This window comes from Leisingera coralii, assembly GCF_049056525.1.
Classification (GTDB): Bacteria; Pseudomonadota; Alphaproteobacteria; order Rhodobacterales; family Rhodobacteraceae; genus Leisingera; species Leisingera coralii.
Genome location: NZ_JBHUPT010000004.1, coordinates 1 through 23,421 on the forward strand (window position 1 = coordinate 1; position 23,421 = coordinate 23,421).

The 23,421-nt window shown below is 65.6% G+C and carries 20 protein-coding genes; 13 read left to right on the plus strand and 7 right to left on the minus strand.

Annotation, left to right across the window (positions count from 1 at the left end; all coding sequences use genetic code 11):
- Window positions 1-153: 153 nt before the first annotated feature.
- Complete coding sequence (gene pdxR, locus ACFMBG_RS02150) at window positions 154-1,614, minus strand: MocR-like pyridoxine biosynthesis transcription factor PdxR (protein ID WP_421053087.1); 1,461 nt, start codon at window positions 1,612-1,614, stop codon at window positions 154-156.
- 202 nt (window positions 1,615-1,816) lie between these two features.
- On the opposite strand from pdxR, the gene ACFMBG_RS02155 reads away from it, so the two are divergent.
- The 3 genes from ACFMBG_RS02155 (at window position 1,817) to ACFMBG_RS02165 (ending at window position 4,127) form a co-directional block, all read left to right on the plus strand.
- Window positions 1,817-2,128 (plus strand): ArsR/SmtB family transcription factor, encoded by a 312-nt coding sequence (locus tag ACFMBG_RS02155; protein WP_174148211.1) that lies wholly within the window; start codon window positions 1,817-1,819, stop codon window positions 2,126-2,128.
- Complete coding sequence (locus ACFMBG_RS02160; RefSeq protein ID WP_421053088.1) at window positions 2,121-3,152, plus strand: permease; 1,032 nt, start codon at window positions 2,121-2,123, stop codon at window positions 3,150-3,152. The genes ACFMBG_RS02155 and ACFMBG_RS02160 overlap by 8 nt, the downstream gene beginning before the upstream one ends.
- 219 nt (window positions 3,153-3,371) lie before the next feature.
- Window positions 3,372-4,127, plus strand: a complete 756-nt coding sequence (locus tag ACFMBG_RS02165; protein ID WP_421053089.1) for an SDR family oxidoreductase — start codon at window positions 3,372-3,374, stop codon at window positions 4,125-4,127.
- A gap of 74 nt (window positions 4,128-4,201) precedes the next feature.
- Here ACFMBG_RS02165 and ACFMBG_RS02170 read toward each other — a convergent pair whose 3' ends face one another.
- Window positions 4,202-5,599 (minus strand): aminotransferase family protein, encoded by a 1,398-nt coding sequence (locus tag ACFMBG_RS02170; protein WP_421053090.1) that lies wholly within the window; start codon window positions 5,597-5,599, stop codon window positions 4,202-4,204.
- A 291-nt stretch (window positions 5,600-5,890) separates the two neighbouring features.
- On the opposite strand from ACFMBG_RS02170, the gene ACFMBG_RS02175 reads away from it, so the two are divergent.
- Both ACFMBG_RS02175 and ACFMBG_RS02180 read left to right on the plus strand, forming a co-directional pair.
- A complete protein-coding gene (locus ACFMBG_RS02175; RefSeq protein ID WP_421053091.1) occupies window positions 5,891-6,667 on the plus strand; it encodes a beta-keto acid cleavage family enzyme in 777 nt (258 codons plus the stop codon).
- A 2-nt stretch (window positions 6,668-6,669) separates the two neighbouring features.
- The gene (locus tag ACFMBG_RS02180) at window positions 6,670-7,998 is read left to right on the plus strand and encodes an aspartate aminotransferase family protein (protein WP_421053092.1); all 1,329 of its coding nucleotides are present in this window, start codon (window positions 6,670-6,672) and stop codon (window positions 7,996-7,998) included.
- 144 nt (window positions 7,999-8,142) lie between these two features.
- Here the strand turns inward: ACFMBG_RS02180 and ACFMBG_RS02185 are convergent, their stop codons facing one another.
- A complete protein-coding gene (locus ACFMBG_RS02185; RefSeq protein ID WP_421053093.1) occupies window positions 8,143-8,808 on the minus strand; it encodes a DsbA family oxidoreductase in 666 nt (221 codons plus the stop codon).
- 344 nt (window positions 8,809-9,152) lie between these two features.
- Between ACFMBG_RS02185 and ACFMBG_RS02190 the strand changes: the two genes are divergently transcribed.
- Together ACFMBG_RS02190 and ACFMBG_RS02195 are read left to right on the plus strand one after the other, a co-directional pair.
- On the plus strand, window positions 9,153-10,184 hold the full coding sequence (locus tag ACFMBG_RS02190; RefSeq protein WP_421053094.1) for a D-cysteine desulfhydrase family protein: 1,032 nt from the start codon (window positions 9,153-9,155) through the stop codon (window positions 10,182-10,184).
- Window positions 10,181-11,110, plus strand: coding sequence for a carbohydrate kinase family protein (locus ACFMBG_RS02195; protein WP_421053095.1), 930 nt, complete (start codon window positions 10,181-10,183; stop codon window positions 11,108-11,110). Before ACFMBG_RS02190 ends, ACFMBG_RS02195 begins: the two co-directional genes overlap by 4 nt.
- A gap of 12 nt (window positions 11,111-11,122) precedes the next feature.
- On the opposite strand, the gene eda is transcribed toward ACFMBG_RS02195, so the two are convergent.
- From eda to zwf, 3 genes are read right to left on the minus strand one after another with little or no spacing between them, the layout of a single operon-like run.
- A complete protein-coding gene (gene eda, locus ACFMBG_RS02200) occupies window positions 11,123-11,773 on the minus strand; it encodes a bifunctional 4-hydroxy-2-oxoglutarate aldolase/2-dehydro-3-deoxy-phosphogluconate aldolase (RefSeq protein ID WP_421053096.1) in 651 nt (216 codons plus the stop codon).
- A gap of 3 nt (window positions 11,774-11,776) precedes the next feature.
- Window positions 11,777-13,585: a phosphogluconate dehydratase gene (gene edd, locus ACFMBG_RS02205; protein WP_421053097.1), complete on the minus strand. Its 1,809-nt coding sequence runs from the start codon at window positions 13,583-13,585 to the stop codon at window positions 11,777-11,779.
- 48 nt (window positions 13,586-13,633) lie between these two features.
- Window positions 13,634-15,094, minus strand: a complete 1,461-nt coding sequence (gene zwf / locus ACFMBG_RS02210) for a glucose-6-phosphate dehydrogenase (protein ID WP_421053098.1) — start codon at window positions 15,092-15,094, stop codon at window positions 13,634-13,636.
- A gap of 416 nt (window positions 15,095-15,510) precedes the next feature.
- Between zwf and ACFMBG_RS02215 the strand changes: the two genes are divergently transcribed.
- Window positions 15,511-16,614 (plus strand): CaiB/BaiF CoA transferase family protein, encoded by a 1,104-nt coding sequence (locus ACFMBG_RS02215; RefSeq protein ID WP_421053099.1) that lies wholly within the window; start codon window positions 15,511-15,513, stop codon window positions 16,612-16,614.
- 36 nt (window positions 16,615-16,650) lie between these two features.
- Here the strand turns inward: ACFMBG_RS02215 and ACFMBG_RS02220 are convergent, their stop codons facing one another.
- Complete coding sequence (locus ACFMBG_RS02220; protein WP_421053100.1) at window positions 16,651-17,433, minus strand: helix-turn-helix transcriptional regulator; 783 nt, start codon at window positions 17,431-17,433, stop codon at window positions 16,651-16,653.
- 140 nt (window positions 17,434-17,573) lie between these two features.
- On the opposite strand from ACFMBG_RS02220, the gene ACFMBG_RS02225 reads away from it, so the two are divergent.
- The 5 genes from ACFMBG_RS02225 (at window position 17,574) to ACFMBG_RS02245 (ending at window position 23,371) form a co-directional block, all read left to right on the plus strand.
- Window positions 17,574-19,559: a CocE/NonD family hydrolase gene (locus tag ACFMBG_RS02225; RefSeq protein WP_421053101.1), complete on the plus strand. Its 1,986-nt coding sequence runs from the start codon at window positions 17,574-17,576 to the stop codon at window positions 19,557-19,559.
- A 202-nt stretch (window positions 19,560-19,761) separates the two neighbouring features.
- On the plus strand, window positions 19,762-20,739 hold the full coding sequence (locus ACFMBG_RS02230; RefSeq protein WP_421053102.1) for a glycosyltransferase family 2 protein: 978 nt from the start codon (window positions 19,762-19,764) through the stop codon (window positions 20,737-20,739).
- Between the two features lie 2 nt (window positions 20,740-20,741).
- Window positions 20,742-21,122 (plus strand): GtrA family protein, encoded by a 381-nt coding sequence (locus tag ACFMBG_RS02235; RefSeq protein ID WP_421053157.1) that lies wholly within the window; start codon window positions 20,742-20,744, stop codon window positions 21,120-21,122.
- Between the two features lie 18 nt (window positions 21,123-21,140).
- Complete coding sequence (locus ACFMBG_RS02240; protein WP_421053103.1) at window positions 21,141-21,905, plus strand: class I SAM-dependent methyltransferase; 765 nt, start codon at window positions 21,141-21,143, stop codon at window positions 21,903-21,905.
- Entirely contained in the window at window positions 21,902-23,371 is a 1,470-nt protein-coding gene (locus ACFMBG_RS02245) for a hypothetical protein (RefSeq protein ID WP_421053104.1), read from the plus strand. Before ACFMBG_RS02240 ends, ACFMBG_RS02245 begins: the two co-directional genes overlap by 4 nt.
- The last annotated feature ends 50 nt before the right edge of the window (window positions 23,372-23,421 follow it).

The window sequence follows — 23,421 nt, forward strand, 5'->3', positions numbered from 1 at the left end:
CTGTGATCCGCCCCTTGTCCCCGTAATTGCCCCCGCAATTTCGAGTGACCGCGCCGCGCCGCCAGGCGCGGCGCCGGGCCCAAGGCCGCCAGCCTGCGCCGGCACAGCCGCTGCTTGCGCGGGCGCGGGAGCCGCCCGGAAGTATGCGGGGGCTCAGCCCTGCTTCAATGCGCTCGCGAGCAGAGCGAGACCGGGTTCGATGCGGGTGGCGGGGATCGAGGAATACCCCAGCCGGTAGTAGTTCTGCTTGCGGTTCCCGGCGGCAAAGAACGGCGCGCCGGGTTCGATGATCACGCTCTTCTCTTTCAGCCGCTCCGCCACGGCCGAAGTGTCCACCCCCTCCGGCGCGCGCATCCACAGGGCGGAGCCGCCATAGCCGCCGACGCCTGCAATCTCCAGCCCGTGCGCGCGGATGGCATCCTCGATCACGGCGCGGCGGTCATGCAGCACCTTGGCGGTGCGGCGGATCTGCGCATCATAGTGCCCCAGCGACAGGAAATAGGCCACCGTGCGCTGCACGTGGCCCGGCGGATGCCGCAGCACGCTGGCGCGCAAGGCCCTGGCCTGGCGGATAAACGGTTCCGATCCAACCAGGTAGCCCAGGCGCAGCCCGGGAAACAGCGACTTGGAGAAGCTTCCGGCATAGATCACCCGCCCCTCGGTATCGAGCGATTTGAGCGATGGGGAAGGGGCGCCGAGGAACGACATCTCGAACTCGTAGTCATCCTCGACGATCACCGCGTCGATATCGCTGGCCCGCCGCAATAGCTCCTTGCGCCGCTCCATCGGCATGGTGAAGGTGGTCGGGCTCTGGTGGCTGGGGGTGCAGAAGATCACATCGGTGCCTTCCGGGATCTTCTCCGGCGGCAGCCCGCCCTCATCCACCGGAATGCAATCCATCTGGCAGCGGGTCTGCACCACCTGGTCGCGCAGGGTGTAATAGGCCGGATCCTCCACCGTGGCCCGGCGCTTGCGGTTCAGCAGCAGCTGAGACGTGATCCACAGCGCATTCTGGGCCCCGAGCGTGATCAGGATCTCCTGGGGCCGCGCAGTGATACCGCGCCGCGGCAGCGTGTGGCGGGCGATGTATTCGATCAGCAGCGGGTCATCCTGGTCGAAGTAGTCATTCGCCAGCGCCGCGAAATCCTTCTGCCCCAGTGCCCTGAGCGCGCACAGCCGCCAGTTGGCGTGGTCGAACAGCGACGCATCCGCCTGCCCGTAAATGAACGGATAGCGGTAGTCGCGCCAGTCCTGGGGCTTGCGCGGTGTGTCGCCGCCGGTAAAGCTGCGCGCCAGCACCTTGTCCCAGTCCATTGCATCGCCGGCCTTCTGCTGCGGTGTATAGGAAGGCGGCACCGGGGCGTTCTCCGACACGAAATAGCCCGACCGCCCGCGCGAGGTGAGATAGTCGTTCGCCAGCAGCTCGGTATAGGCCAGCGTCACGGTGATCCGGCTGATGCCGAGATGCGCCGCCAGCTTGCGCGAGGACGGCAGCTTCTCCCCGACCCGGAACCGGCCGGACAGAATGCCCTCGGCGATCATTTCCTGGATCTGCGCCTGCAGGGTGCCCTGGGCGTCCGGGTTGAGGAAGAATGTGTCAACGGAGATGGCCATGCGCGCCACCTTAGGGTGGACTTAAACGCGGTGCAATCTGGACTTAGGGCCAGTTTGGAGGAATCTGCGCCTTGCTCTGGCTTCGCAAGCCGGATCGCAGGTCGCGGCCGGCAAATATTGGTTCGGACAAAACGCAGCGCTCTTGAAATGTGCTCAAAGAAACCATAAAACTAGTTTTATAGAATCAAGAGGAGCTGACATCATGCACTGGGAAGAAGCTGCACAGGGCTTTGCCGCGATGGGATCGGAGGCGCGGCTGCAGGTGCTGCGCTGCCTGATCCGGGCGGGCGAGGCCGGGCTGACGGTCGGGGACATCCAGGAGCGCACCGGCATTGCGCCCTCAACCCTGGCGCACCATCTGAAATTCCTCACCGGCGCCGGTGTGGTGGCGCAGGAACGTGTGGGGCGTTCAACCATCAGCCGCGCCGAATTCTCCCGGCTGGAGGCGTTGGCCGGTTTCATCCTCAGCGAATGCTGCGCGGATGCCGGCAAGAAGGCGGCAAACGATGGTTGAACTGACACAAAACCCCGGCAAGGCAAGAACGCTGGGCAGCCGGCTCAAGACGCCCTGGGCGCTGAGCGTTGCCCTGCTGGCAGGCGCAGCGGTTCTTGATCCGGGCAACTTCCGGTCTGTCGTGGAATTCACCCTGGCAGCGCTTGGCAGCACTGCGCGATACATTTTGTTTGCGGTCCTGCTGCTGGCCTATCTGAAAGCGACGGGGGCCGAGGCGATGATGGCGCGTGCCTTCGAGGGGCGCGAGACGCGGATGATTTTGCTGGCAGCGCTGTTCGGCGGGCTGGCGCCGTTCTGCTCCTGCGAGGTGATTCCGTTCATTGCCGGCCTCCTGGCGCTTGGCGCGCCGCTGTCGGCGGTGATGGCGTTCTGGCTGTCCTCGCCGCTGATCGACCCTCCGACGCTTTTGATCACCGCGGGTGCGCTGGGCTGGCCCTTTGCCATAGGCAAGGCAGTGGCGGCAGTGGCGCTGGGGCTGTTTGGCGGCTTTGCCATCAAACTGCTGCGGGGACAGGGGGTGTTTGCCAATCCGCTGCGCAAGCAGCAAAGCAAAAGCTGCTGCGGCTGCGGCGGGCCGAAGGCGGACGCCAAGCCGAACTGGCGCTTCTGGACAGAGGCGGACCGCAAGGTGAAGTTCCGCGAGGAGTTCGTCTCAAATGGTCTCTTCCTGCTGAAATGGCTGGCACTGGCCTATGTGCTGGAATCGCTTCTGGTCCACTATGTGCCGGCCGATGTGATCGCCGGGCTGGTGGGCGGCGAGGGTGTGCTGCCGATTGCCACCGCGGCGCTGGTCGGCATGCCTGCCTACCTCAACTCCTATGTCGCGCCGCCGCTGCTGGCGGGGCTGATGGAGCAGGGGATGAGCGCAGGCGCGGCGATGGCCTTCATGGTAGCAGGCGCGGTCAGCTCGGTTCCTGCCATGGCCGCTGTCTGGTCGCTGGTCAAGCCGAGGGTCTTTGCGGCTTACCTGGGGCTTGGAGTGAGCGGCGCGGTCCTGTCGGGCATCCTGTTCCAGCTGATCTGAGGCGTCCGTGACAGGCGGGGTACTCCCGCCCGTCGCGAAGCAATCGAAGATTGCCCTGCCGCCTGGCGGCGGGGCGGGCGGCCCCCTTGACCCGGAAAGCTGTTTGACCCGTTTCTTGCGGTAAAGGACCTGCCCCAAGCGGCAAGCGCAGGAAACGGGTCGAGCGGAGAAGCTGGGGGCGCTTTGGTCAATGCCATCCAATCAACGGAGGCTATGACAATGGAACTTCAGAACAAGACACTGATCATCACCGGCGCCAGCAGTGGCATTGGTGCCGCCGCGGCGCTGCTGTTTGCGGCAGAAGGGGCCAATGTCGTGCTGGGCGCGCGGCGGAAGGATGAACTGGAGACCCTTGCGGGGCAGATCAGCCAAAGCGGCGGCAAGGCTGCCTTTCTGGCTGGTGATGTCACCAGCGAAGCCTATTCACAGGCGCTGGTGGCGCTTGCCGCAGAAGAGTTCGGCGGGCTGGACGGTGCCTTCAATAACGCGGGTATGATGGGTGAAACCGGGCCGGTGGAGCAAATGGACGCCGCCAATTGGGACGCGGTGATAGCCGCCAACCTGACTGGCGCCTTTTTCTGTGCCAAGGCGCAAGTTCCAGCTCTGAAAGCGCGGGGCGGCGGATCGCTGGTCTTTACCGGTTCCTTTGTCGGCGTCAGCAACGGCGGGATGCCGGGCATGGGGGCTTATGCCGCGTCAAAGGCCGGACTGGCCGGGCTGGTCCAATCGCTTGCTTCAGATCTTGCGGCGGATGGCATCCGGGTGAATGCCGTGCTGCCGGGTGGGACCAAGACCGCAATGGCAGGCGACAATCCGGAAATCCACAGCTTTATCGCAGGGTTGCACCCGATGAAACGGATGGCTGCGCCGAAGGAAATCGCCCAAGCGGCGCTGTTCCTGCTGTCGGACCGTGCCAGTTTTGTGACCGGGGCGCCGGTGGCAGTGGATGGCGGGGTTGCGGTGCGTCTGGTCTAAGCTCCTTTGTGTCAAACAAAAAAGCGCCCCGGGGAGTCCGGGGCGCAGTCAGTTCGTCCAACAGGGAGAAGTTGTCAGCCGAAAACCTTGGTCAGGGCCTTGTCGACCGCGTCGCAGATCGCGTCGATGTCGCTGGCGGTTGCGATCAGCGCCGGGCTGAAGCACAGGGTGTTGTTGCGGCCCGGCAGCGAGCGGTTGGTGACGCCGATGATCACGCCCTGCGCGCCGCATTCCGCGACCACTTGCTGCGCCAGTTTCTCGTCCACTGGCTCCTTGGTCTCGCGGTCCTGCACCAGCTCGGCGCCCAGGAACAGGCCCTTGCCGCGCACGTCGCCGATCACGGCGTGCTTTTCCTGCAGCGCGCGCAGGTTGTTCAGCATCCGCTCGCCCATGGCAACGCAGTTGTCCAGCAGGTTCTCGTCCTCGATGATCTGCATGTTGACCAGTGCCGCAGCGGGACCAGCGGTGCAGCCGCCGAAGGTGGAGATGTCGCGGAAGTAGTTCAGCGGATCGCCCGCGTCGTCCTTGAACATTTCAAAGACTTCCTCGGTGGTGACCATGCAGGCGATCGCCGCATAGCCGGAGGCAACGCCTTTGGCCATGGTCACGAAGTCGGGCTTGATGCCGTACTGCTGGTAGCCGAACCACTTGCCGGTGCGGCCGACGCCGCAGACCACTTCGTCGATGTGCAGCAGCACGTCGTACTTCTTGCAGATTTCCTGCACCCGCTCCCAGTAGCCCTCGGGGGCTTCGATCACGCCGCCGCCTGCGGTCACCGGCTCCAGGCACAGCGCGCCCACGGTGTCCGGGCCTTCGCGCAGGATCACTTCCTCGATCTTGTCTGCGGCTGCGATGCCGAACTCGCGGCCGGACAGGTGCTCCAGGCCCAGCTCATGCTTGCGGTATTCCATGCAGTGCGGCACGCGGACGAAGTCCGGCGCAAACGGGCCGTACTGCGCGTTGCGCTCGTCCTGGCCGCCGGCCGACATGGTCGCCAGGGTGGAGCCGTGGTAGTCGCGGTCGCGGTACAGGATCTTGGTTTTCTTGCCGCCGTATTTCTTGTGGGCGATCTGGCGGATCATCTTGAAGGCCTTCTCGTTGGCCTCCGATCCGGAGTTGGTGTAGTAGACGCGGGTCATGCCCGGCATCTTGGAGATCAGCTTCTCGGCAAACAGCGCGCCGGGGATGGAGCCCGCGGAGTTGGCGAAATAACAGACCTTCATCAGCTGGTCGTAAACCGCCTTGCAGATGTTCTCGCGGCCATAGCCGACGTTGACGGTCCAGACGCCGCCGGAGACCGCATCCAGGAACTCCTTGCCGTTCTGATCCCAGACGCGCATGCCCTTGCCCTCGACAATGATGCGCGGGTCGGAGGATTCCAGCGCCTTGTGCTGGAACAGGTGGTGCCACATGTGGGCCTTGTCGGCCTCCACCACGCGGGAAAGATCGTTTTCGTTGAACGTGCCGTCCATGACATGTCCTTTCGGCATTGGAAGTGAATCGGGCTGCCCGGCACCCTACACGGGCTTTAAGGCGTATTATGTACCAGAAACGTCAGTTTCGCGGAATTCGTTAGGGCCAGAGCATTTGCTTGCTTAAGTCCAGAGGCGGCCGGGTGGTACGATACGGCAGCAGCCCGCCGGGGCAGATCGATAAAACATATGTTCTGATATTGCCTCCTTGAGAGCGGATGTGCTGACAGGCCAGGTTGCGGGCAGCCCGGGCGCGAGTCGCTGCGGGTCAGGCGGCAAAGGAGGAGACCGGTGGCGGAATACAGTTTGATGGTGGCCCCCAACGGGGCACGGCGGGGGCACGGTGATCATCCGCAACTGCCGGTGACACTGCAGCAGACGGCACAAACCGCGGCGGCCTGTTTTGCTGCAGGGGCCCATGCGCTGCACCTGCATGTGCGCGATGATGAGGGGCGGCATTCGCTGGATGCGGGCCGCTACCGCGAAGCCCTTGATGCGGTGCGGGAAAGCGCGCCGGCGATGGCGGTGCAGATCACCACGGAAAGCGCGGGCCTCTACGACGTGGCCGCCCAGTTCGCCTGTCTGGAGGCGCTGCGCCCGGCGGCGGCCTCTGTCTCGGTGCGGGAAATGGCACGGGACGCGGACCTGGCCGCGCGCGCCTATGCCCTGTGCGCGGAAGCAGGCACGCAGGTGCAGCACATCCTGTACGGTCCGGACTGCATTGCCCAGCTGCGCGCCTGGTATCAGGACGGCACCGTTCCGGGCGCCATGCGCGATGCGATCTTTGTTCTGGGCAAGTACAATCCGCCGGTTCTGGCCCGGCCCGAGGGGCTCACCGTCTTCCGGGGCGCCGCGGCGGGTCTGCACCTCAACTGGGCCGTCTGCGCCTTCGGGCGGCATGAACAGGCCTGCCTGCTGGCGGCGGTTGCTGCCGGAGGGGATGCGCGAATCGGATTTGAGAATAACATCGAAACACCGGAAGGCGGGCTGCTGGCAGATAATGCAGCCTCGGTTGCCGCCTTCGTTCAGGCCGCAAAGGCCCAGGGCCATACGCTCAAGGAGTGCTGATCATGAGTCATGTCTTTCCCCGCCACACCAAAGCCAGCCTGCCCACCGCTGTTGCCGGTGACGGCTGCTATCTGATCGACGCGGACGGCAAGCGCTATTTCGACGGCTCCGGCGGCGCGGCAGTCTCCTGCCTGGGCCATTCCGACGCCGATGTGATCAAGGCGGTGCAGGAGCAGGTCGGCAAGCTGGCCTTTGCCCATACCGGTTTCCTCACCTCGGAACCGGCGGAAGAGCTGGCGGACTTGCTGGTGGCCAACGCGCCGGGGGATATTGACCGGGTCTATTTCGTTTCCGGCGGATCGGAGGCCACCGAGGCCGCGATCAAGCTCGCCCGCCAGTACCACCTGGAGCGCGGCGAGCCGCAGCGCCGCCATATCATCGCCCGCAAACAGAGCTACCACGGCAACACCCTTGGCGCGCTGGCGGCAGGCGGCAATGAATGGCGCCGCACCCAGTTTGCACCGCTGCTGATCGATATCACCCATATCTCGCCCTGCTATGAGTATGTGGGCCGGGCTGAGGGCGAGAGCACCTATGACTACGGCCAGCGGGTGGCGAATGAGCTGGAGACGGAAATCCTCCGCCTCGGCCCCGAGACCGTAATGGCCTTCATGGCGGAACCGGTTGTTGGCGCCACCTCCGGCGCGGTGCCGGCGGTTGAGGGCTATTTCAAGCGCATCCGCGAGATCTGCGACCAATACGGCGTGCTGCTGATCCTGGACGAGGTGATGTGCGGCATGGGCCGCACCGGGCATCTGTTTGCCTGCGAGGCGGACGGCGTGGCGCCCGATATCCTCTGCATCGCCAAGGGCTTGGGCGCCGGCTACCAGCCGATCGGCGCGATGCTCTGCACCCGGCAGATCTATGAGGCGATCGAGCACGGCTCCGGCTTCTTCCAGCACGGCCACACCTATATCGGCCACCCGGTGGCGACCGCCGCGGGCCTGGCCGTGGTCAAGGCGATGCTGGAGCGCGGCCTGGTGCAGCGCTGCGCTCAGATGGGAGAGAAGCTGCAGGCGGCACTGGAGGACCGTTTCGGCCAGCATCCCAATGTGGGCGACATCCGCGGCCGCGGGCTGTTCCGCGGGGTGGAGCTGGTCGCCGACCGGGACACCAAGGAGCCGTTTGATCCGGCGCTGGGGCTTGCGGGGCGGATCAAGAAGGCAGCCTTCCAGGCCGGGCTGATCTGCTACCCGATGTCGGGCACCCGTGACGGCCAGAACGGCGACCACATCCTGCTGGCACCGCCCTTCATCATCACTGATGAGCAGATCACCGAGGTGGTGGACAAGCTGGAAACCGCAATCACCCAGTGCTTGCCGCAGGGGTAGACCTGACTGGTCTAGTGTCCTTTCGCCTGTCGCGCCAGCGGCAGGCACGCGTCCGCCCGCCCCACGGCGGGCGCGTTCCGCTCCCGCCCGGGCGAACGCTCAGCGTACTGATCTGCACCTAGGCGTTTTCCGAAATCCCGGCAGTCAAAACGCTTTTGCTGTCAGCCCCAACTGCTCCAGAATGCTGGCGTAATTCTCCACCCCTTGCGCGCCGGTCACCAAGTGGCGGCCATTGAACACCATGGCAGGCACGCCGCGGATGCCTTGCTGCATCCAGAACGCCTCGCGCTGGCGCACGTTGTCCGCGTGTTTGCCGCTCTCCAGGGCCGCACGCGCACCGGCGCCGTCCAGGCCGAGGCTTTCGGCGGTTTCCACCAGCACCTCCGGATCCGAGACATTCTTGCCATCGGTGAAGTAAGCGCTCAGCAGCGCCTGTTTCATTTCGTGGCCCTTGCCGTGCTCTTCGGCCCATTCGATCAGCTGATGCGCCTGAAAGGTGTTGTAGATCCGCATGCCGTCAAAGAAGCGGAAGGTGAACCCCAGCGCTTCGCCAATTTCTGTCAGCTGCGCCCGCACTTGGGCCGACTGCTCCGCCGTGCTGCCGTATTTCGCGGCCAGATGCTCGCGCAGGTCCTCGCCTTCGGGCGCCATATCCGGGTTCAGCTCAAACGGCTGCCAGTGGATGTCCAGAGCCACCCCGGCGCGGCGGGCGGCAAAGGCCAGCTGGTTGTAGCCCACGGCGCACCAGGGGCAGACCACGTCGGAGATGATGTCGACCCGCAGGGCGGGGCGGTTTGAGCTGTCTGCCATCATGCAGGTCCTTTGATTTCCAGTATGTTGCAGGGGACATGGGGGCTGCTGGGGTGGAAAGCAACCGTGCCCCTGGCCTCAAGCAGGCTGACGCAGGGGGACGGCAAATTGCACACAGGCAACTGGATGAAAGAATTGCGCCGCAGAATGCCGGGCTGCCGTGGCCTTGGGGCGTGGCAAGCACAGATTTCTGTTGACCTGTCAGGCGGCTGCGCCACAGTCGAACCACACTTGAACCGCGATACAGGTGTTCCGCCGGCACTCAGGCTTTTACGGTGTTTTTACGCACGGCTGTTCTGCAAGCCGGCCGCTGCGCCTGATTTGATCAACCGAAGGAGGCTGCCATGCCCCGGATTGACACGCTCCTTTCTGCTTTCCCCCGTGCCAGCCTGCTGTCGCAGCCGACCCCGCTGGAACGGCTGGACTGTCTGTCGGAGGAGCTGGATCTCGACCTTTGGATCAAGCGCGACGACCTGACCGGCCTCAGTTTCGGCGGCAACAAGACCCGGCAGCTGGAGTTCTATATCGGCGCTGCGCGGGCGGCCCGGGCGGACACCATCCTGATCACCGGCGCGGTGCAGTCGAACTTTGCCCGCACCGCCGCCGCGGCGGCCGCGAAATACGGGATGCAGGCGGTGCTGCAGCGCGAGGAGCGGGTGCCGGGCATGGATCCGCTCTACTACAGTTCGGGCAACGTCTTCCTGTCGGATATCCTGGGTGCGGAGACCATGAGTTACCCGGAGGGAGAGGACGAAGCCGGCGCCGATGCCGCTTTGGAAGCGCGGGCAGAGGAGCTGCGCAAGGCAGGCCGCAGTCCCTACATCATCCCGCTGGGCCTAGGCCATCCGCCGCTGGGTGCGCTGGGCTATGTGCAGGGCGGAGCGGAGCTGGCGGCGCAGATCGGCGGTTTCGATGCCGCCGTGGTGCCTTCGGGCAGCGGGGCCACCCATGGCGGCTTTCTGACCGGTGTGCGCCTGGCCGGCATTACCGCGCCGGTCTTTGGCATCTGCGTGCGCCGCGATGCACAAGCCCAGAAGGCGCGGCTGGAGCAGGTGACCGCAGAGCTGGCCAATCTGATGAACATCCCGCGGCCTTTTCCCGGCGGGGACATCCTCACCTGGGACGGCGCCCTGGCACCCGGTTATGGCCGAGCAGGACGCGGGACACGCAACGCTTTGCAGCGCATGGCCGCTGCCGAAGCCATCCTCCTGGACCCGGTCTACTCCGCCAAGACTTTTGCCGGGCTGCTGGGGCTGCTGGAGGAGGGCGCCATCCGCAAGGGGCAGAAAGTGCTGCTGCTGCACACCGGCGGGCTGCCCGCGCTGTTTGCCTATCAGAACGCGCTTGGCTTCGGCAGCGGCGGGGCCGCGCGATGATCCTCTGCTGCGGCGAGGCGCTGATCGACATGATCCCCGGCAAGACCTCTGCCGGGCAGACGGCATATGTCCCGCATGGCGGCGGCGCGTCGTTCAACACCGCACTGGCGCTGGGCCGTCTCGGGGGGCGGGCAGGGCTGTTCACCGGGCTGTCCACGGATGTGTTCGGGCAGCAGCTGTCGCAGGCCCTGGCGGAGGCCGGGGTGGATAGCTCCCTGGCTGTGATCAGCCCGCGGCCCTGCACCCTGGCCTTTGTCCACCTGACGGACGGGAACGCTAGCTACAGTTTCTATGATACCGGCTCCGCCGGATCCTCACTCATACCACAGGACCTGCCGGAGTTGCCGGACAGCGTGGAAGCGCTGCTGCTTGGCGGCATCAGCCTGTGCAACCCGCCCGCGGCAGACACCTACCTGGCGCTGGCTCAGCGTGAGGCAGGCCGCCGCCCCTTGATGCTGGACCCGAATGTGCGCGCGGGATTTGCTAGGGATGAGGCGGCCTACCGTGCGCGGCTGGAGAAAATGGTTGCGCTGGCGGATATCGTGAAGGTCTCGGAAGAGGACCTTTCCTGGCTCTGTCCCCGCGGGGACACGGGCGCGAAACTGCGCAGCCTGTTCGCCGCTGGGCCCAAACTGGTGCTGCTGACCCTCGGCGCACGGGGGGCTGAGGCCCATCTGCCGGACGGACGGATTATGACGGCAGATGCCGTGCCCGTCGCGGTCGCTGACACGGTCGGGGCAGGCGATACGTTCAATGCGGGCTTTCTGGCCAAGGCGCAGGAGCGGGGTCTGCTGAGAGCTGCTGCGGCAGGCGAAATTACCGGGGAGGATCTGCGGGTGTGCCTGCAATTTGCCGTGAGGGCGGCGGCGGTCTCGGTTTCGCGTGCCGGAGCAAATCCGCCGTGGCGGGCGGAAATACCAGAATGATTTTGCGGTAGCTTAACCTTTTCCAAGCCGGCTGGCGTCGCGCGCCAGTGCTTCGATGGCGCTCCAGTTGCCGGCCCTGACCAGATCCGTGGGGGCCACCCAGCTGCCGCCGGCGCAGACCACATTGGGCAGGCTCAGGTAGGTTTCGGCATTGGCGGGGCTGATGCCGCCGGTGGGGCAGAAGGAGATCTGCGGCAGCGGCGCGCCAATGGACTTCAACGCCGGAGCGCCGCCGGAGGCTTCGGCCGGAAAGAACTTGAGCATTCCATAGCCGCGGGCCAGCAGGCGCATTGCCTCGGTCGCGGTGGCGGCGCCGGGCAAGAGCGGCAGGCCGATGGATTCACAGGCATCCAGAAGATAGTCCGTGGCGCCGGGGGAGACACCGAACTGGGCGCCGGCCTCCTTGGCGGCTTCGGCGTCCTTGGGGGTTATCAGCGTCCCGGCCCCCACCACACCGCCCTTCACCTGTGCCATCTCGCGGATCACGTCCAGCGCGGCACCGGTGCGCAGAGTGACCTCCAGCGCAGGCAGGCCACCGGCAACCAGCGCTTCGGCCAGGGGGCGGGCGTGGGCCGCGTCCTCCACCACCAGCACCGGCATCACCGGCGCCAGGGCGCAAATCTCGCAGGTGCGCAGGCTGGCGTCCTGAGGGGTTATCCGCATGGTTTACACTCCAAACACGCTGGCGCCTTCGTCGGCCGAAGCAACCGAGCGGCGGAACAGGGAAAACAGCTCACGGCCGGTGCCGTGCTGATAGGCGCTGAGATCGGCGGTGGCGGGTTCGCGCTCCACCGCGCCTTCGGTGAGGACTTCCAGCGTGCCCTTCACCGCATCCAGCCGCAGCAGGTCGCCGTCCCGGATCCGGGAGATCGGCCCGCCATCCAGAGCCTCTGGCACCACGTGGATCGCGGCTGGCACTTTGCCGGATGCGCCAGACATCCGTCCGTCGGTGACCAGCGCCACCTTCTGGCCGCGGCCCTGCATGATGCCGAGGAAAGGGGTGAGGCTGTGCAGTTCGGGCATGCCGTTGGCCTTCGGGCCCTGGAAGCGCACCACCACGATCACGTCGCCGGTCAGCTCGCCCACCTTGAAGGCCGCCTTGGCCTCTTCCTGGTCGTGGAAGACGCGGGCGGGGGCTTCGACCACATGGTGCTCCTTCGCGACCGCCGAGACCTTGATGACGGCGGTGCCCAGGTTGCCGGTCAGCCGCTTAAGCCCGCCGGTCTTCTGGAACGGCGCCTCCGCCGGGCGCAGCACCGCGTCGTTCAGGCTTTGCCCGGGGCCGGGGCGGAAGGTGAGGCCGTCCTCGGTCAGGAAGGGTTCCTGCGTGTAATGCTCCAGCCCTTCGCCCGCCACGGTCCTTGTGTCCGGGTGCAGGAGGCCTGTCTTCAGCAGCTCGCCGATCATGTAGCCGAGGCCGCCGGCCGCGTGGAAATGGTTCACGTCCGCCAGCCCGTTGGGATAGACACGGGCCAGGAGCGGCACCACGTCGGAGAGCTCTGCAAAGTCCTGCCAGTCCAGCAGGATGCCGCCCGCCCGCGCCATGGCGATCAGGTGGATCAGCAGGTTGGTCGAGCCGCCGGTGGCCATCAGACCGACGATACCGTTGGCATAGGCCTTCTCGTCCAGCACGTCGCAGACCGGGGTGTAATTGTTGCCAAGGGCGCTGAGCGACAGGGCGCGTTTGGCGCCCTCCACCGTCAGCGCCTCGCGCAGGGGGGTGCCGGGGTTCACGAAGGACGACCCGGGCAGGTGCAGCCCCATGAACTCCATCAGCATCTGGTTGGTATTGGCGGTGCCGTAAAAGGTGCAGGTGCCGGGGCCGTGGTAGGCGGCCATCTCGGCCTTGAGCAGCTCCTCGCGGCTGATCTCGCCAGCGGCGAATTTCTGGCGGATATGAGCCTTTTCGTCATTGGACAAGCCGCTGGTCATCGGGCCTGCGGGCAGGAACACTGCCGGGATATGGCCAAAGGCCTGCGCCCCGATCACCAGTCCCGGCACGATCTTGTCGCAGACGCCGAGGAACACGGCCGCGTCGAAGACGTTGTGGCTGAGCGCGACGCCGGTAGCCAGGGCGATGGTGTCGCGGGAAAACAGGCTGAGCTCCATGCCGGCCTCGCCCTGGGTGACGCCGTCGCACATCGCGGGCACGCCGCCAGCCACCTGCGCGGTGCCGCCTGTCCTGCGCACTGCATTTCGGATCAGTGCGGGATAGGTCTCAAACGGCTGATGCGCCGACAGCATGTCGTTGTAAGCGGTGACGATGCCGAGGTGGCCCTGGCTGCCTGCGGCCAGCTCCTGCTGGTCGGGCCCGGTGGCCGCATAGGCATGGGCCTGGCCGGAACAGGACAGATGCGCCCGCGCTGGCCCCTTGCCGCGGGCAGCGCGCATCCGTTCCAGATAGGCGGCGCGGGTGGTCTCGCTGCGGGCGATGATGCGGTCGGTGACGGCGGCCAGTGTGGAATTCAAGCTCATGGGAGGCCTTTGTAGCAAACTGCGGGGGCAAAGGGGAGGGCGGCGGTCTTAGGCTCCGATACCGCGCCAGCGGCGGCCGTCGCGGTGGATCAGCAAAAGCGAGTCGTCGGGGCCGGCGCTGCCGCTGTCGTAGGGCTGCGGGGCGTCGCCGGTGTCTTCCCAGCCGGCAATGGTCGGATCGGCCCAGGCCCAGGCGGCCTCGACCTCGTCGCCGCGCATGAACAGGGTCTGGTTGCCGCGGATCACATCCATGATCAGCCGCTCGTAGGCGTCCTGAGGGCGGCCGGACTCCGGCAGCTCATCGGCGAAGGTCATGTCCAGGTTGGCGCCGGTGAGGCGCATGCCGCCGGGGCCGGGGTCCTTGATGGTGGTTTTCAGGGTGATGCCTTCGTCGGGCTGAAGCCGGATCACCAGCACGTTGCCGTGCACCGGGCCGGAGCCTTCGAAGATGTTGTGCGGCGGGTCGCGGAAATAGACCGCGATCTCGCTCACCCGGTCGCGCAGGCATTTCCCGGTGCGCAGGTAGAACGGCGTGCCGGCCCAGCGCCAGTTCGCCACTTCGACCTTGAGCGCGATATAGCTTTCGGTGCGGCTGGCGGGGTTGCCCGCGTGATCGCGGTAGCTGCTGCCCGCCTTGCCGCCGTTGCGGCCGCGGTACTGGCCGCGGGCGATGCTGGATTGCGGCACCGGGCGCAGCGCCTCGATCACCTTGACCTTCTCGTCGCGCACCGCATTGGGGGCGAAATGGGCCGGCGGCTCCATCGCGGTCAGGCAGAGGAGCTGCATCAGGTGATTCTGCACCATGTCCCGCATGGCGCCGGATTTGTCGTAGTATTCCTCGCGCCCCTCGATGCCGATGCTTTCGGCGACGGTGATCTGCACGTGGTCGATATGGGAGGAGTTCCACAACGGCTCGAACAGCGAATTGGCAAAGCGCAGCGCCATCAGGTTCTGCACCGTTTCCTTGCCCAGGTAATGGTCGATCCGGTAGATCTGCTGTTCCTCGAAGTGCTCCCGCAGCGCCGCGTTCAGCGCTTGGGCCGAGGCGAGGTCATGGCCAAAAGGCTTCTCCAGCACGATGCGGCTTTGGGGCGTGGCGATGCCGGTTTCGCTGAGACGCCGGGCAATATCGGTAAACAGGCCGGGGCCCACCGAGAGATAGAACGCACGGACCGCATCGTCGCGCAGTTTCCCGTGAATCACGTCCCAGCCGCTCTCGCCGCGGGCATCCACCGCGGCATAGTCCAGGAGTGCGGTGAAACCGGCGATTTCCTCGGCTGTGGTCTCCACATCCTGGCCGAAATCGCGGATGGCTTCGGCGGTCTGGCTGCGGAACTCTTCCGCGCTCAGCTCGCTGCGCGAGCTGCCGATGATCCGGCATTCAGTGTTGAACTGGCCGATCTGGAACCGGTGGAACAGGGCCGGCAGGATCTTGCGGCGGGCCAGGTCGCCGGTCGCGCCAAACAGCACGAGGTCAAAGGGCTGGACGGGGATGACGCGGGAAACCATTGATTTTACATCGCTGTTCCATTGAGGCCAGGAAAGAACCCGGGGCCGGGTCATTGTGCCGCCTGAGACGGGGCAATTCAATTGCCTCAGCTGGCATGTGGCCGGTTAAAGTTGAGTTATCGCTAACATATTGTCCTGCGGCATTCCATCAGGAAATTGCCCGCTGAACCCAGCTCTGGATACACAGGCTGATATGCGCGGAGAGAACCGGACGCCGTAACAAGGAGAGGCCCGTTTCCCGGCGCGGGAAACGGCTTGGAAAACACGTGTTTTCCGGGCCGGAATTCGCGCCGAATTCCGGCGTCCAGTCTGCGGGGCGCTTTCGCCGGACTGGGATTTGATCAAACATTGCAGGATAGCGGTGCAGCCGCTAAGCATGCTAGCGAAGACGACGGCACCAATAGGGAGGAGTGCCCATGACCCCGCTTGCAGGCCTCAAGGTGGTTGAACTTGCCCGCATTCTTGCCGGGCCCTGGATCGGCCAGTCGCTGGCGGATCTGGGCGCCGATGTGGTGAAGGTGGAAAGCCCGGACGGTGACGATACCCGCAAATGGGGGCCGCCGTTCATCGAGCGCGATGGCGACCGGACGGCCGCCTATTACTATGCGGCCAACCGCGGCAAGGGCTGTGTGACCGCCGACTTCCGCACCGAGGAAGGCAAGCAGGCGGTAATCGAGTTAATCAAGGACGCCGACATCCTGATCGAGAACTTCAAGGTCGGCGGACTGAAGAAATACGGGCTGGACTATGAAAGCCTCAGCCAAGTCAATCCGCGGCTGATCTACTGCTCCGTGACCGGCTTTGGCCAGGACGGGCCTTATGCCAAGCGGGCGGGGTATGACTTCCTGCTGCAGGGCATGTCCGGGCTGATGTCGATCACCGGCGCGCAGGACGGCCAGCCGCAGAAGGTCGGTGTGGCGATTACCGATATTGTCACCGGGCTTTACGGCACGATCGGCATTCTGGCGGCGGTAGAGCAGCGCCACCGGACGGGACGCGGCCAGCATCTGGACATGTCGCTGCTGGATTGCGCAACGGCCCTGCTGGCGAACCAGGCGATGAACTATCTGGCGACCGGCGACAGCCCCACGCGGCTGGGCAACGACCACCCGAACATCGCACCCTACCAGGTGATGGCGGTGAAGGATGGCCACGTGATCCTGGCGGTGGGCAACGACGGGCAGTTCCAGCGGCTGTGCGATGTGCTGGGGCTGGCGGAGGCCAAGGCGGACGACCGCTTCCAGACCAACCAGCTGCGGGTCGCCAACCGCAAGGCGCTGACGGCGATCCTGGAGGAGATGCTGGCGGAGTGGACGCAAGCGGACCTGCTGGCGGCGCTGGAAGCGGCGACAGTGCCGGCCGGTCCGATCAACACCATTGGCCAGGCCTTCGAAGATCCGCAGATCAAGCACCGCGGGATGCAGATCGCGCCGGAAGGGGTGCCGGGAGTGCGGGGGCCGTGGAAATTCTCGGACGCGGAGCTGGCGCTGGAGAAATCGGCGCCGAAGCTGCCGATGTAAGGCGCAGCCTGGCGCGCAGCCTGGCGTGCATCTGCCCTAAGTGCTCAGATCCACGCTCAGCGGCGGCTGCTGTCCCAGCAGGCGGCGCACTTTCGGTTCGATGCGAGGGCTTGCCTCCGGGTAGGCGCCGGTGGCGGCCAGGGCCTCGCGGGCGGAGGTCTTTTCGCTGATCCTGACCCAGACGGTGGGGGTGGAAAAGGGCGCCTGGCCGGGACCTGCGGAGATCCCCAGTGTCAGCCCCTGCAGATAAGACACCTGCTGCGCATGGGCGGGCATCAGCACGGTTTCCGACAAATAGCCGCCGCCTCGGCGGGGTGATTCATACATGCAGATGCGGTTGTTGCGGAAAGTGGCCAGGCCGGCATAGCGGCTGCGCTGGCGGATGCTGCCGTCGCGGGCGGTGGCACGCTCAAACGTGTGGGTGACGGCGCAGCCGTCTTGGGGCCGCAGCCAAATCAGCGAGCGCACGATCTGGCCGGGCCAGGTCGGGGTGCGGAAATAGCCGTGGTAGACCCCCATGAACCGGCGCAGATGCCGGGCCTGATCGCGGAACAGGCTGCTGAAGTGCAGCGCCGGGGCCGAGACAGCGGCGGCCGCGCCCCGCTGCTGGCGGAAGTTCTGATGCGGGGCAAACAGCGCCTCCTCCTCCAGTCCGAAATAGCGGGCGATACGGTACAGGTTATGGGCCGAGGGCAGCCCGTGGCCGTTGAGATAGCGGTTGAACTGCTGACGGTTGATGCCGATCTCGCGGCAGACCTGGGCGATGCTGCCGGTATCGGCGCACAGCCTGCGCAGGTTGCGGGAGAAATCTGCTGTCATCGGCGCTGGCTTTCTCAAGGGAGCTGCCAGACTGCGTACAATCGCTTACTCCTGCGCACAAGTGCTCACTTTCCAGATGGCGCTGGTTTGGCGAGAGTGCCGCCAAGGGGCTTTGCCCGGACCAGACAAAGGACATGAGCATGGCTGGCGCTTACAGCATCATTGAGAACACCTGGATCGCTCTGCCGGACGGCCGCAGGCTGTCGGCGCGGATGTGGATGCCGGAGGGGGAGGGGCCGTTTCCCGCCATTCTGGAATATCTGCCCTACCGCAAGCGCGATGGCACCGCGCCCCGGGATGAGACCACGCATCCGGTTTTTGCCGCTGAAGGATACGCCTGCATCCGGGTGGACATTGCGGGCACCGGTGACAGCGAAGGGGTGTTTGACGATGAGTACTCCGAACAGGAGCTGAGTGACGGCGAGGCGGTGCTGGCCTGGATTGCCGCGCAGCAATGGTGCGACGGCAATATCGGCATGATCGGCATCAGCTGGGGCGGGTTCAACGGGTTGCAGCTGGCGTTTCGCCGTCCGGAGGCTTTGAAAGCAGTGGTGTCGGTGGCCTCGACCGTGGACCGCTATGCTGACGATATTCACTACATGGGCGGCTGCCTGCTGAGCGACAACGCCAACTGGGGCAGCCAGATGTTTGCCTATCAGTCGCGCCCCGCGGATCCGGAGCACCGGGCGGACTGGCGCGAGGACTGGATCAAGCGGATCGAGGGGATGCCCTTCATGGCTGCCGAGTGGCTGCGGCGCCAGACCCGGGGGGATTTCTGGAAGCACGGCTCGGTCTGCGAGGATTGGTCCGCGATCCAGGCGCCGGTGCTGGCGACTACCGGCTGGGCGGACGCCTATGTGAATGCACCGCCCGCGCTGGCGGCCAATCTGACCGTGCCCGCCAAGGCGCTGATCGGACCTTGGGAGCACCGTTATGCCCATATCGCCAAGCTGGATCCGGCGGATTTCCACGGAGAGGTGCTGCGCTGGTTCGGCAAGTGGCTGAAGGGCGGGGAGACCGGCGCCGAAGACCTGCCGGACTACCGTGTCTTCATGCAGGAACACTTCAACCCCACCATGCAGAACAAACCGCGCCAGGGCCGCTGGGTGGCGGAGGCGCAATGGCCTTCGCCAAATGTGCGGGACCGGGTGATGCATCTGGGGCAGGGCGTGCTGGCGGAAACGCCCGGGCAAGGGACTGCAGCTGTCAGCAATCCCGCCACGGTGGGGCAGGCTTCCGGCTATTTCTGCCCGGGGATGCGGTTTGACAATGAGCTGGCGGGGGACCAGGCGGTTGATGATGCGCTGTCGGCCTGTTTCGACACCACGCCGCTGGCGGAGCCGCTGGAACTGCTGGGGCGGCCGCGGGTGAAGGTCGCGTTCAGCGTCGACAAGCCGGTGGCGCAGCTGGTGGCGCGGCTGTGCGATGTCTCACCCGAAGGGGTGTCGCAGCGGATCACTTTCCGCCCCTTGAACCTCACCTGCCGCAACGGGTTTGAAGCGCCGGCAAAGCTGGTGCCGGGGCAGCGCTATGAGGCGGAGATCGAGCTGAACGAATGCGCGCACCGCCTGAGACCGGGGCATGTGCTGCGGCTGGCGCTGTCGGCGTCATACTGGCCCATCGTCTGGCCTGCGCCGGAGACCGCGGAAGTGACGCTGCATCTGGAGGACTGCGCTCTGGTGCTGCCGGAGCGCAACGTGGAGCAGGAAATCAATCCGCAGAATCCCGGCGCGCCGCGCGATTACCCCGTGCTGCAGGCGGAGCGGCTGCGGGAGGCCAGCGGCACCTCCAGGACCTGGACGCGGGAGGACGGCGCGCTGGTGCTGGATACCTTTGACGATTACGGCAAGGCGGTGGATCCCTATCACGGCATGTGCGTGGGCAGCCATGTGACCATGCACTACGAGGTGCATCCGGAGGATCCCGCCACAGCGGGTTTTGCCAGCGACTGGACCTTCGAGTTCGAGCGCGGCGGCTGGCAGGTTGCGATCGATACCAAGAACAAGGTGACCTGCGACCGGGAGAACTTCTATCTTTGGCGCAAGGTAACCGCCTATGAAGGTGCAGGCAGGGAGGTTGTCCTGACCAAGGAGTGGCAGGAAACGATTCCCCGCGGCGTGCTGTAGACCGGGGCGGGATGCGGGCGGATTTTCGGCAATTCGTCCGCATTTGCCTTGGTTTTGCCACAGTGCGTTACTCAAAGCACACAGGCCCTTAACCATTTGATTGCAAATTCAGCTCTCATCGGGCTGCCGTTGCCCTTCCTGCGCCGGATCGGCCAGTATCGTGGTTAACGAGCGGTTAACAAACAGATTTGAGGGCGAGAAAGTGCAGCTTTCCGTAGTGGTGCCCTGCTACAATGAAGAAGAGTCGGTCCCCCTGCTGGTGGAGCGGCTGGTGCAGGCCATTGAACCATGGGCGCAGGACGCCGAGATCATCCTGGCGGATGACGGCTCCAGCGACGGCACCTGGGCGGCGATCGAGGCGGCCCATGCCAGGCACCCGGTGGTGCGGGGGATACGGCTGTCGGCCAACCGCGGCCACCAGGTGGCGCTGACCGCGGGTCTGGAAGCGGCGCGGGGCGACCGCATCTTCATGCTGGACGCCGACCTGCAGGACCCGCCGGAGATCCTGCCCGACATGATGATGATGATGGACCGCGGCTATGACGTGGTCTACGGGCGCCGGGCTGAACGGCAGGGGGAGACCCTGTTCAAGAAGGCCACTGCCTATCTGTTCTACCGCTTCCTGAACACGCTGTCGGATGTGGACATCCCCAAGGATACCGGCGATTTCCGCCTGGTCAGCCGCCGGTCGCTGGATGCGGTGCTGGCGATGCCGGAACGCGCGCGGTTCATCCGCGGCATGTTCGCCTGGGCGGGGTTCAAGCAGATCGGGCTGGAGTATGTGCGTGATGCGCGGGTCGCCGGCGTCACCAAGTACCCGTTCCGGGCGATGCTGCGCTTTGCCACGGATGCGCTGACCGGGTTTTCCACCAAACCGCTGAAGATGGCGACGCGGCTGGCGTTCCTGAGCCTCTACGTGACCTTCCTGATGGCGGTCTATGTGTTCCTGTCGCTGATCCTGTACCAGACCGCGCCGGGCTGGGCGTCGATGCTGCTGGCGATTTCCTTCTTCTCGGGGATTCAGCTGCTGACGCTGGGGATCATGGGGGAGTACATCGGGCGGCTTTATATGGAGAGCAAGCAGCGGCCAATGTATTTCCTGTCGGAGGAAACCGGCAAAGGCGCACCTGCGGAGCCGGTGAAGATCGAGCCCGCGCCGCTGCGCAAGGAAGCGTCGTGACCATGGGGGACGCAGGGCAGATCCTGCGCTTTTCCATCGTGGGCGCCACGGTCGCGGGGCTGTATGTGCTGGGCTATACCGCGCTGCTGGCGGCCGGTTTGGCGCAGGCGCCGGCCAATGCGCTGGCCTTTGCCGCTGCGGTTGCGGTGCAATACGTGCTGCAAACCTGGTGGACCTTCCGCCGCCCGCTGGCTCTGCCGGACCAGATGGCGCGGTTTGCCTGCACCATTGCCGCGGGTTTTGCCGTCTCGGCGCTGATCACCGGCGTGATCGGCCCGGCTCTGGGCTGGGCGGACTGGCTGTCCGCCGCTGCCGTCACGGTGATCCTGCCGGTTCAGAATTTCGTCATTTTCCGCCTCTGGGTGTATGCCGCGGCTGGCTGAGGAACGATCGGAGCAATCATGTCCCACATCTATTCCAACGAGTTTTACGACTATATCGACCAGGGCGCGCGCTCCTCGGCACAGGCGATGATTTCGGTGGTGCAGCCGCAACTGCAGGCCGCCAGCGTGCTGGACCTGGGCAGCGGCCGCGGGGTGTGGCTGAGCGAATGGATTAACGCGGGTGTGACCGATGTGGCCGGCGTTGACGGTGATTATGTCGACCGCGACCGTCTGGCGATCCCGCGCCAGCAATTCCATGCCGCCGACCTGACCAAACCCTTTGACCTGGGCCGCAAGTTCGATCTGGCGCAAAGCCTGGAGGTGGGTGAGCACCTGCCCGAGGCGGCCTCGGAGAAGCTGGTCGACAGCCTGGCCCGCCATGCCGACAGGGTGCTGTTCTCGGCTGCGGTGCCGGGGCAGGGGGGCGAGTTCCATATCAACGAAAAGCCGCTGTCCTTCTGGCAGGAGATGTTCGCGGCGCGCGGTTTCACCGCCTTTGACTTTGCCCGCCCCCGTCTGAAGCACATGCAGGGTGTCGAGCCCTGGTACCGCTACAACACCGTGCTTTATGCCAATGCCGCGGGCCGGGAAGGGCTGCCGCAGGAGGTGCAGGCAACGGAAATCCCCGCCGGGCAGAAGGTGCCGCTGGCGGGCAGCCTGGGCTGGCGGATGCGGCGCGGCATTGTTTCGCTGATGCCGCAGCCGATGGTGACCAGGATCGCCCAGGGCCGTGCCGCGGTGCTGGCCCGCCGCGCCCGCCGCCTGCAGGAGGCTGCGGGATGACACTGGCCTCCGCCGGCAGCAGCCTTGCGCAGCGGCGCGCCCTGCCGCAGCTGCCGGTCACGGTGGCTGCGGTCTTTGCGATGCTGCTGCTGGCGGCGCTGTTCCAGCTGCCGGACCCGATGATCCGGCACGATGACTACCCGGCGCTGCTGGCGGATCCATCGCTGTTCTACTCGAAGACCCTGACCGAGGGGCGCTGGGTCAATTACCTGTGGCATCTGCGCGGTTTCGTGACTCCGGCCTGGCTGAATTTCCTGGCCTATCAGCTGTTGTGGGCGGTCTACCTCGGCTGCCTGGTGCACAACGCCTTTGGCCGCGAGGCGGAGATTTGGCAGCGCGTGATGGTGGCGCTGTTCGCCGGACTCGGCTTTCCCTGGGTACTGATCTCAATGTGGTTCAACACGCTGATCCCGGGGCTGGCCATCGTGGCGCTTTATGCCTGGCTGGCCACGAGGCTGAACGAGCGGGCCTGCCGCTGGCTGATGCTGGCCTTTGTGCCGGCCTCGCTGATGGCCTACACCACCTATCCGTTCCTGATTCTGGGGCTGAGCCTGACCCGCGCCGGTGTTGCACGTTCGGCCAGGGACCTGACGGGCCTGCTGGCGCTGTTCATCGCCAGTTTCGCGCTGGGCATGCTGGCGATCTATTCGCTGAACTATGCTGTGCATGGGGTGTTCGGCGTGCCGATGGCGGAATGGCGCAACCCCAGCCCGGCACAGGATCTGGCCTCTGCGCTGGAGAACTCGAAACTGGCCTGGCTATTCCTGATCGGCCTGGCGCAGAAGGGATCCTACAACAACGAGGTCCTGGCGCTGCTGCAGGCGGGGCTGCTGGCCTGCGCCGTTTGGGTTGTGCTGCGGCAGGACAAATGGCGGGCGCTTTACCTGCTGTCCGGGTCCGTCCTGGGGCTGGCGCTGATCTGCCTGCAGGTGATCCGCAGCGGCATTGATATGCCGGTGCGGTCCGGCGGGTTCCTGTGGATCTTCGGAGCCGTGTTCGTCGGGCTGTTCGTGACCGCATTGCGCGACGGCGGGCGCGCGCGGCTGAGCCGGAACCTGCTGTTTACGGTGACAGCGGTCTACGTGATCTTCGGCGGGCTGACCCAGCGGTTCCTGTCTGAATGGCACAGGGTAAGCCGGGCAATGGCAGTGGAGCTGGAAGAGGGCCAGGGCCCGGTCTATGTCACCGGCACCTATCTGTCTTTGGAGGCCGCCAGGAAATCGGATCTGCAAAACGACCAGTCGGTTGCGTTCCGCCTGCATCATTTGACCGGGCGGGACATCGTGATGTGCGAGAGCCGCCCCGAGGATTGCGCAGCGCTGCCGGACGAGTTGCGCGGCGGCTTGCAGGGCGGAAGAGGGTTCGAGGTGCGTCAGGTAGCAGGCGGTTCAGTGCTGATGCTGTCTCCCGAGGCGCTGCGGGAGGGCAAGCTGGAGGCGGCTCGCCGGCTGCGTCAGACGGACTAGTCCAGGCAAATCAGGGCTGGCAGGCGGGGACCTGCCGCCTGCGGCTTGCC

Bases quoted from the DNA above. Each gene is read 5' to 3' on its own strand.
- ACFMBG_RS02160 (WP_421053088.1), top strand. From the start codon at position 2,121: ATGGTTGAACTGACACAAAACCCCGGCAAGGCAAGAACGCTGGGCAGC.
- eda (WP_421053096.1), bottom strand. From the start codon at position 11,773: ATGCGGATAACCCCTCAGGACGCCAGCCTGCGCACCTGCGAGATTTGC.
- ACFMBG_RS02165 (WP_421053089.1), top strand. From the start codon at position 3,372: ATGGAACTTCAGAACAAGACACTGATCATCACCGGCGCCAGCAGTGGC.
- ACFMBG_RS02180 (WP_421053092.1), top strand. From the start codon at position 6,670: ATGAGTCATGTCTTTCCCCGCCACACCAAAGCCAGCCTGCCCACCGCT.
- zwf (WP_421053098.1), bottom strand. From the start codon at position 15,094: ATGGTTTCCCGCGTCATCCCCGTCCAGCCCTTTGACCTCGTGCTGTTT.
- edd (WP_421053097.1), bottom strand. From the start codon at position 13,585: ATGAGCTTGAATTCCACACTGGCCGCCGTCACCGACCGCATCATCGCC.
- pdxR (WP_421053087.1), bottom strand. From the start codon at position 1,614: ATGGCCATCTCCGTTGACACATTCTTCCTCAACCCGGACGCCCAGGGC.
- ACFMBG_RS02195 (WP_421053095.1), top strand. From the start codon at position 10,181: ATGATCCTCTGCTGCGGCGAGGCGCTGATCGACATGATCCCCGGCAAG.
- ACFMBG_RS02220 (WP_421053100.1), bottom strand. From the start codon at position 17,433: ATGACAGCAGATTTCTCCCGCAACCTGCGCAGGCTGTGCGCCGATACC.
- ACFMBG_RS02225 (WP_421053101.1), top strand. From the start codon at position 17,574: ATGGCTGGCGCTTACAGCATCATTGAGAACACCTGGATCGCTCTGCCG.
- ACFMBG_RS02170 (WP_421053090.1), bottom strand. From the start codon at position 5,599: ATGGACGGCACGTTCAACGAAAACGATCTTTCCCGCGTGGTGGAGGCC.
- ACFMBG_RS02240 (WP_421053103.1), top strand. From the start codon at position 21,141: ATGTCCCACATCTATTCCAACGAGTTTTACGACTATATCGACCAGGGC.
- ACFMBG_RS02155 (WP_174148211.1), top strand. From the start codon at position 1,817: ATGCACTGGGAAGAAGCTGCACAGGGCTTTGCCGCGATGGGATCGGAG.
- ACFMBG_RS02235 (WP_421053157.1), top strand. From the start codon at position 20,742: ATGGGGGACGCAGGGCAGATCCTGCGCTTTTCCATCGTGGGCGCCACG.
- ACFMBG_RS02185 (WP_421053093.1), bottom strand. From the start codon at position 8,808: ATGGCAGACAGCTCAAACCGCCCCGCCCTGCGGGTCGACATCATCTCC.
- ACFMBG_RS02190 (WP_421053094.1), top strand. From the start codon at position 9,153: ATGCCCCGGATTGACACGCTCCTTTCTGCTTTCCCCCGTGCCAGCCTG.
- ACFMBG_RS02245 (WP_421053104.1), top strand. From the start codon at position 21,902: ATGACACTGGCCTCCGCCGGCAGCAGCCTTGCGCAGCGGCGCGCCCTG.
- ACFMBG_RS02215 (WP_421053099.1), top strand. From the start codon at position 15,511: ATGACCCCGCTTGCAGGCCTCAAGGTGGTTGAACTTGCCCGCATTCTT.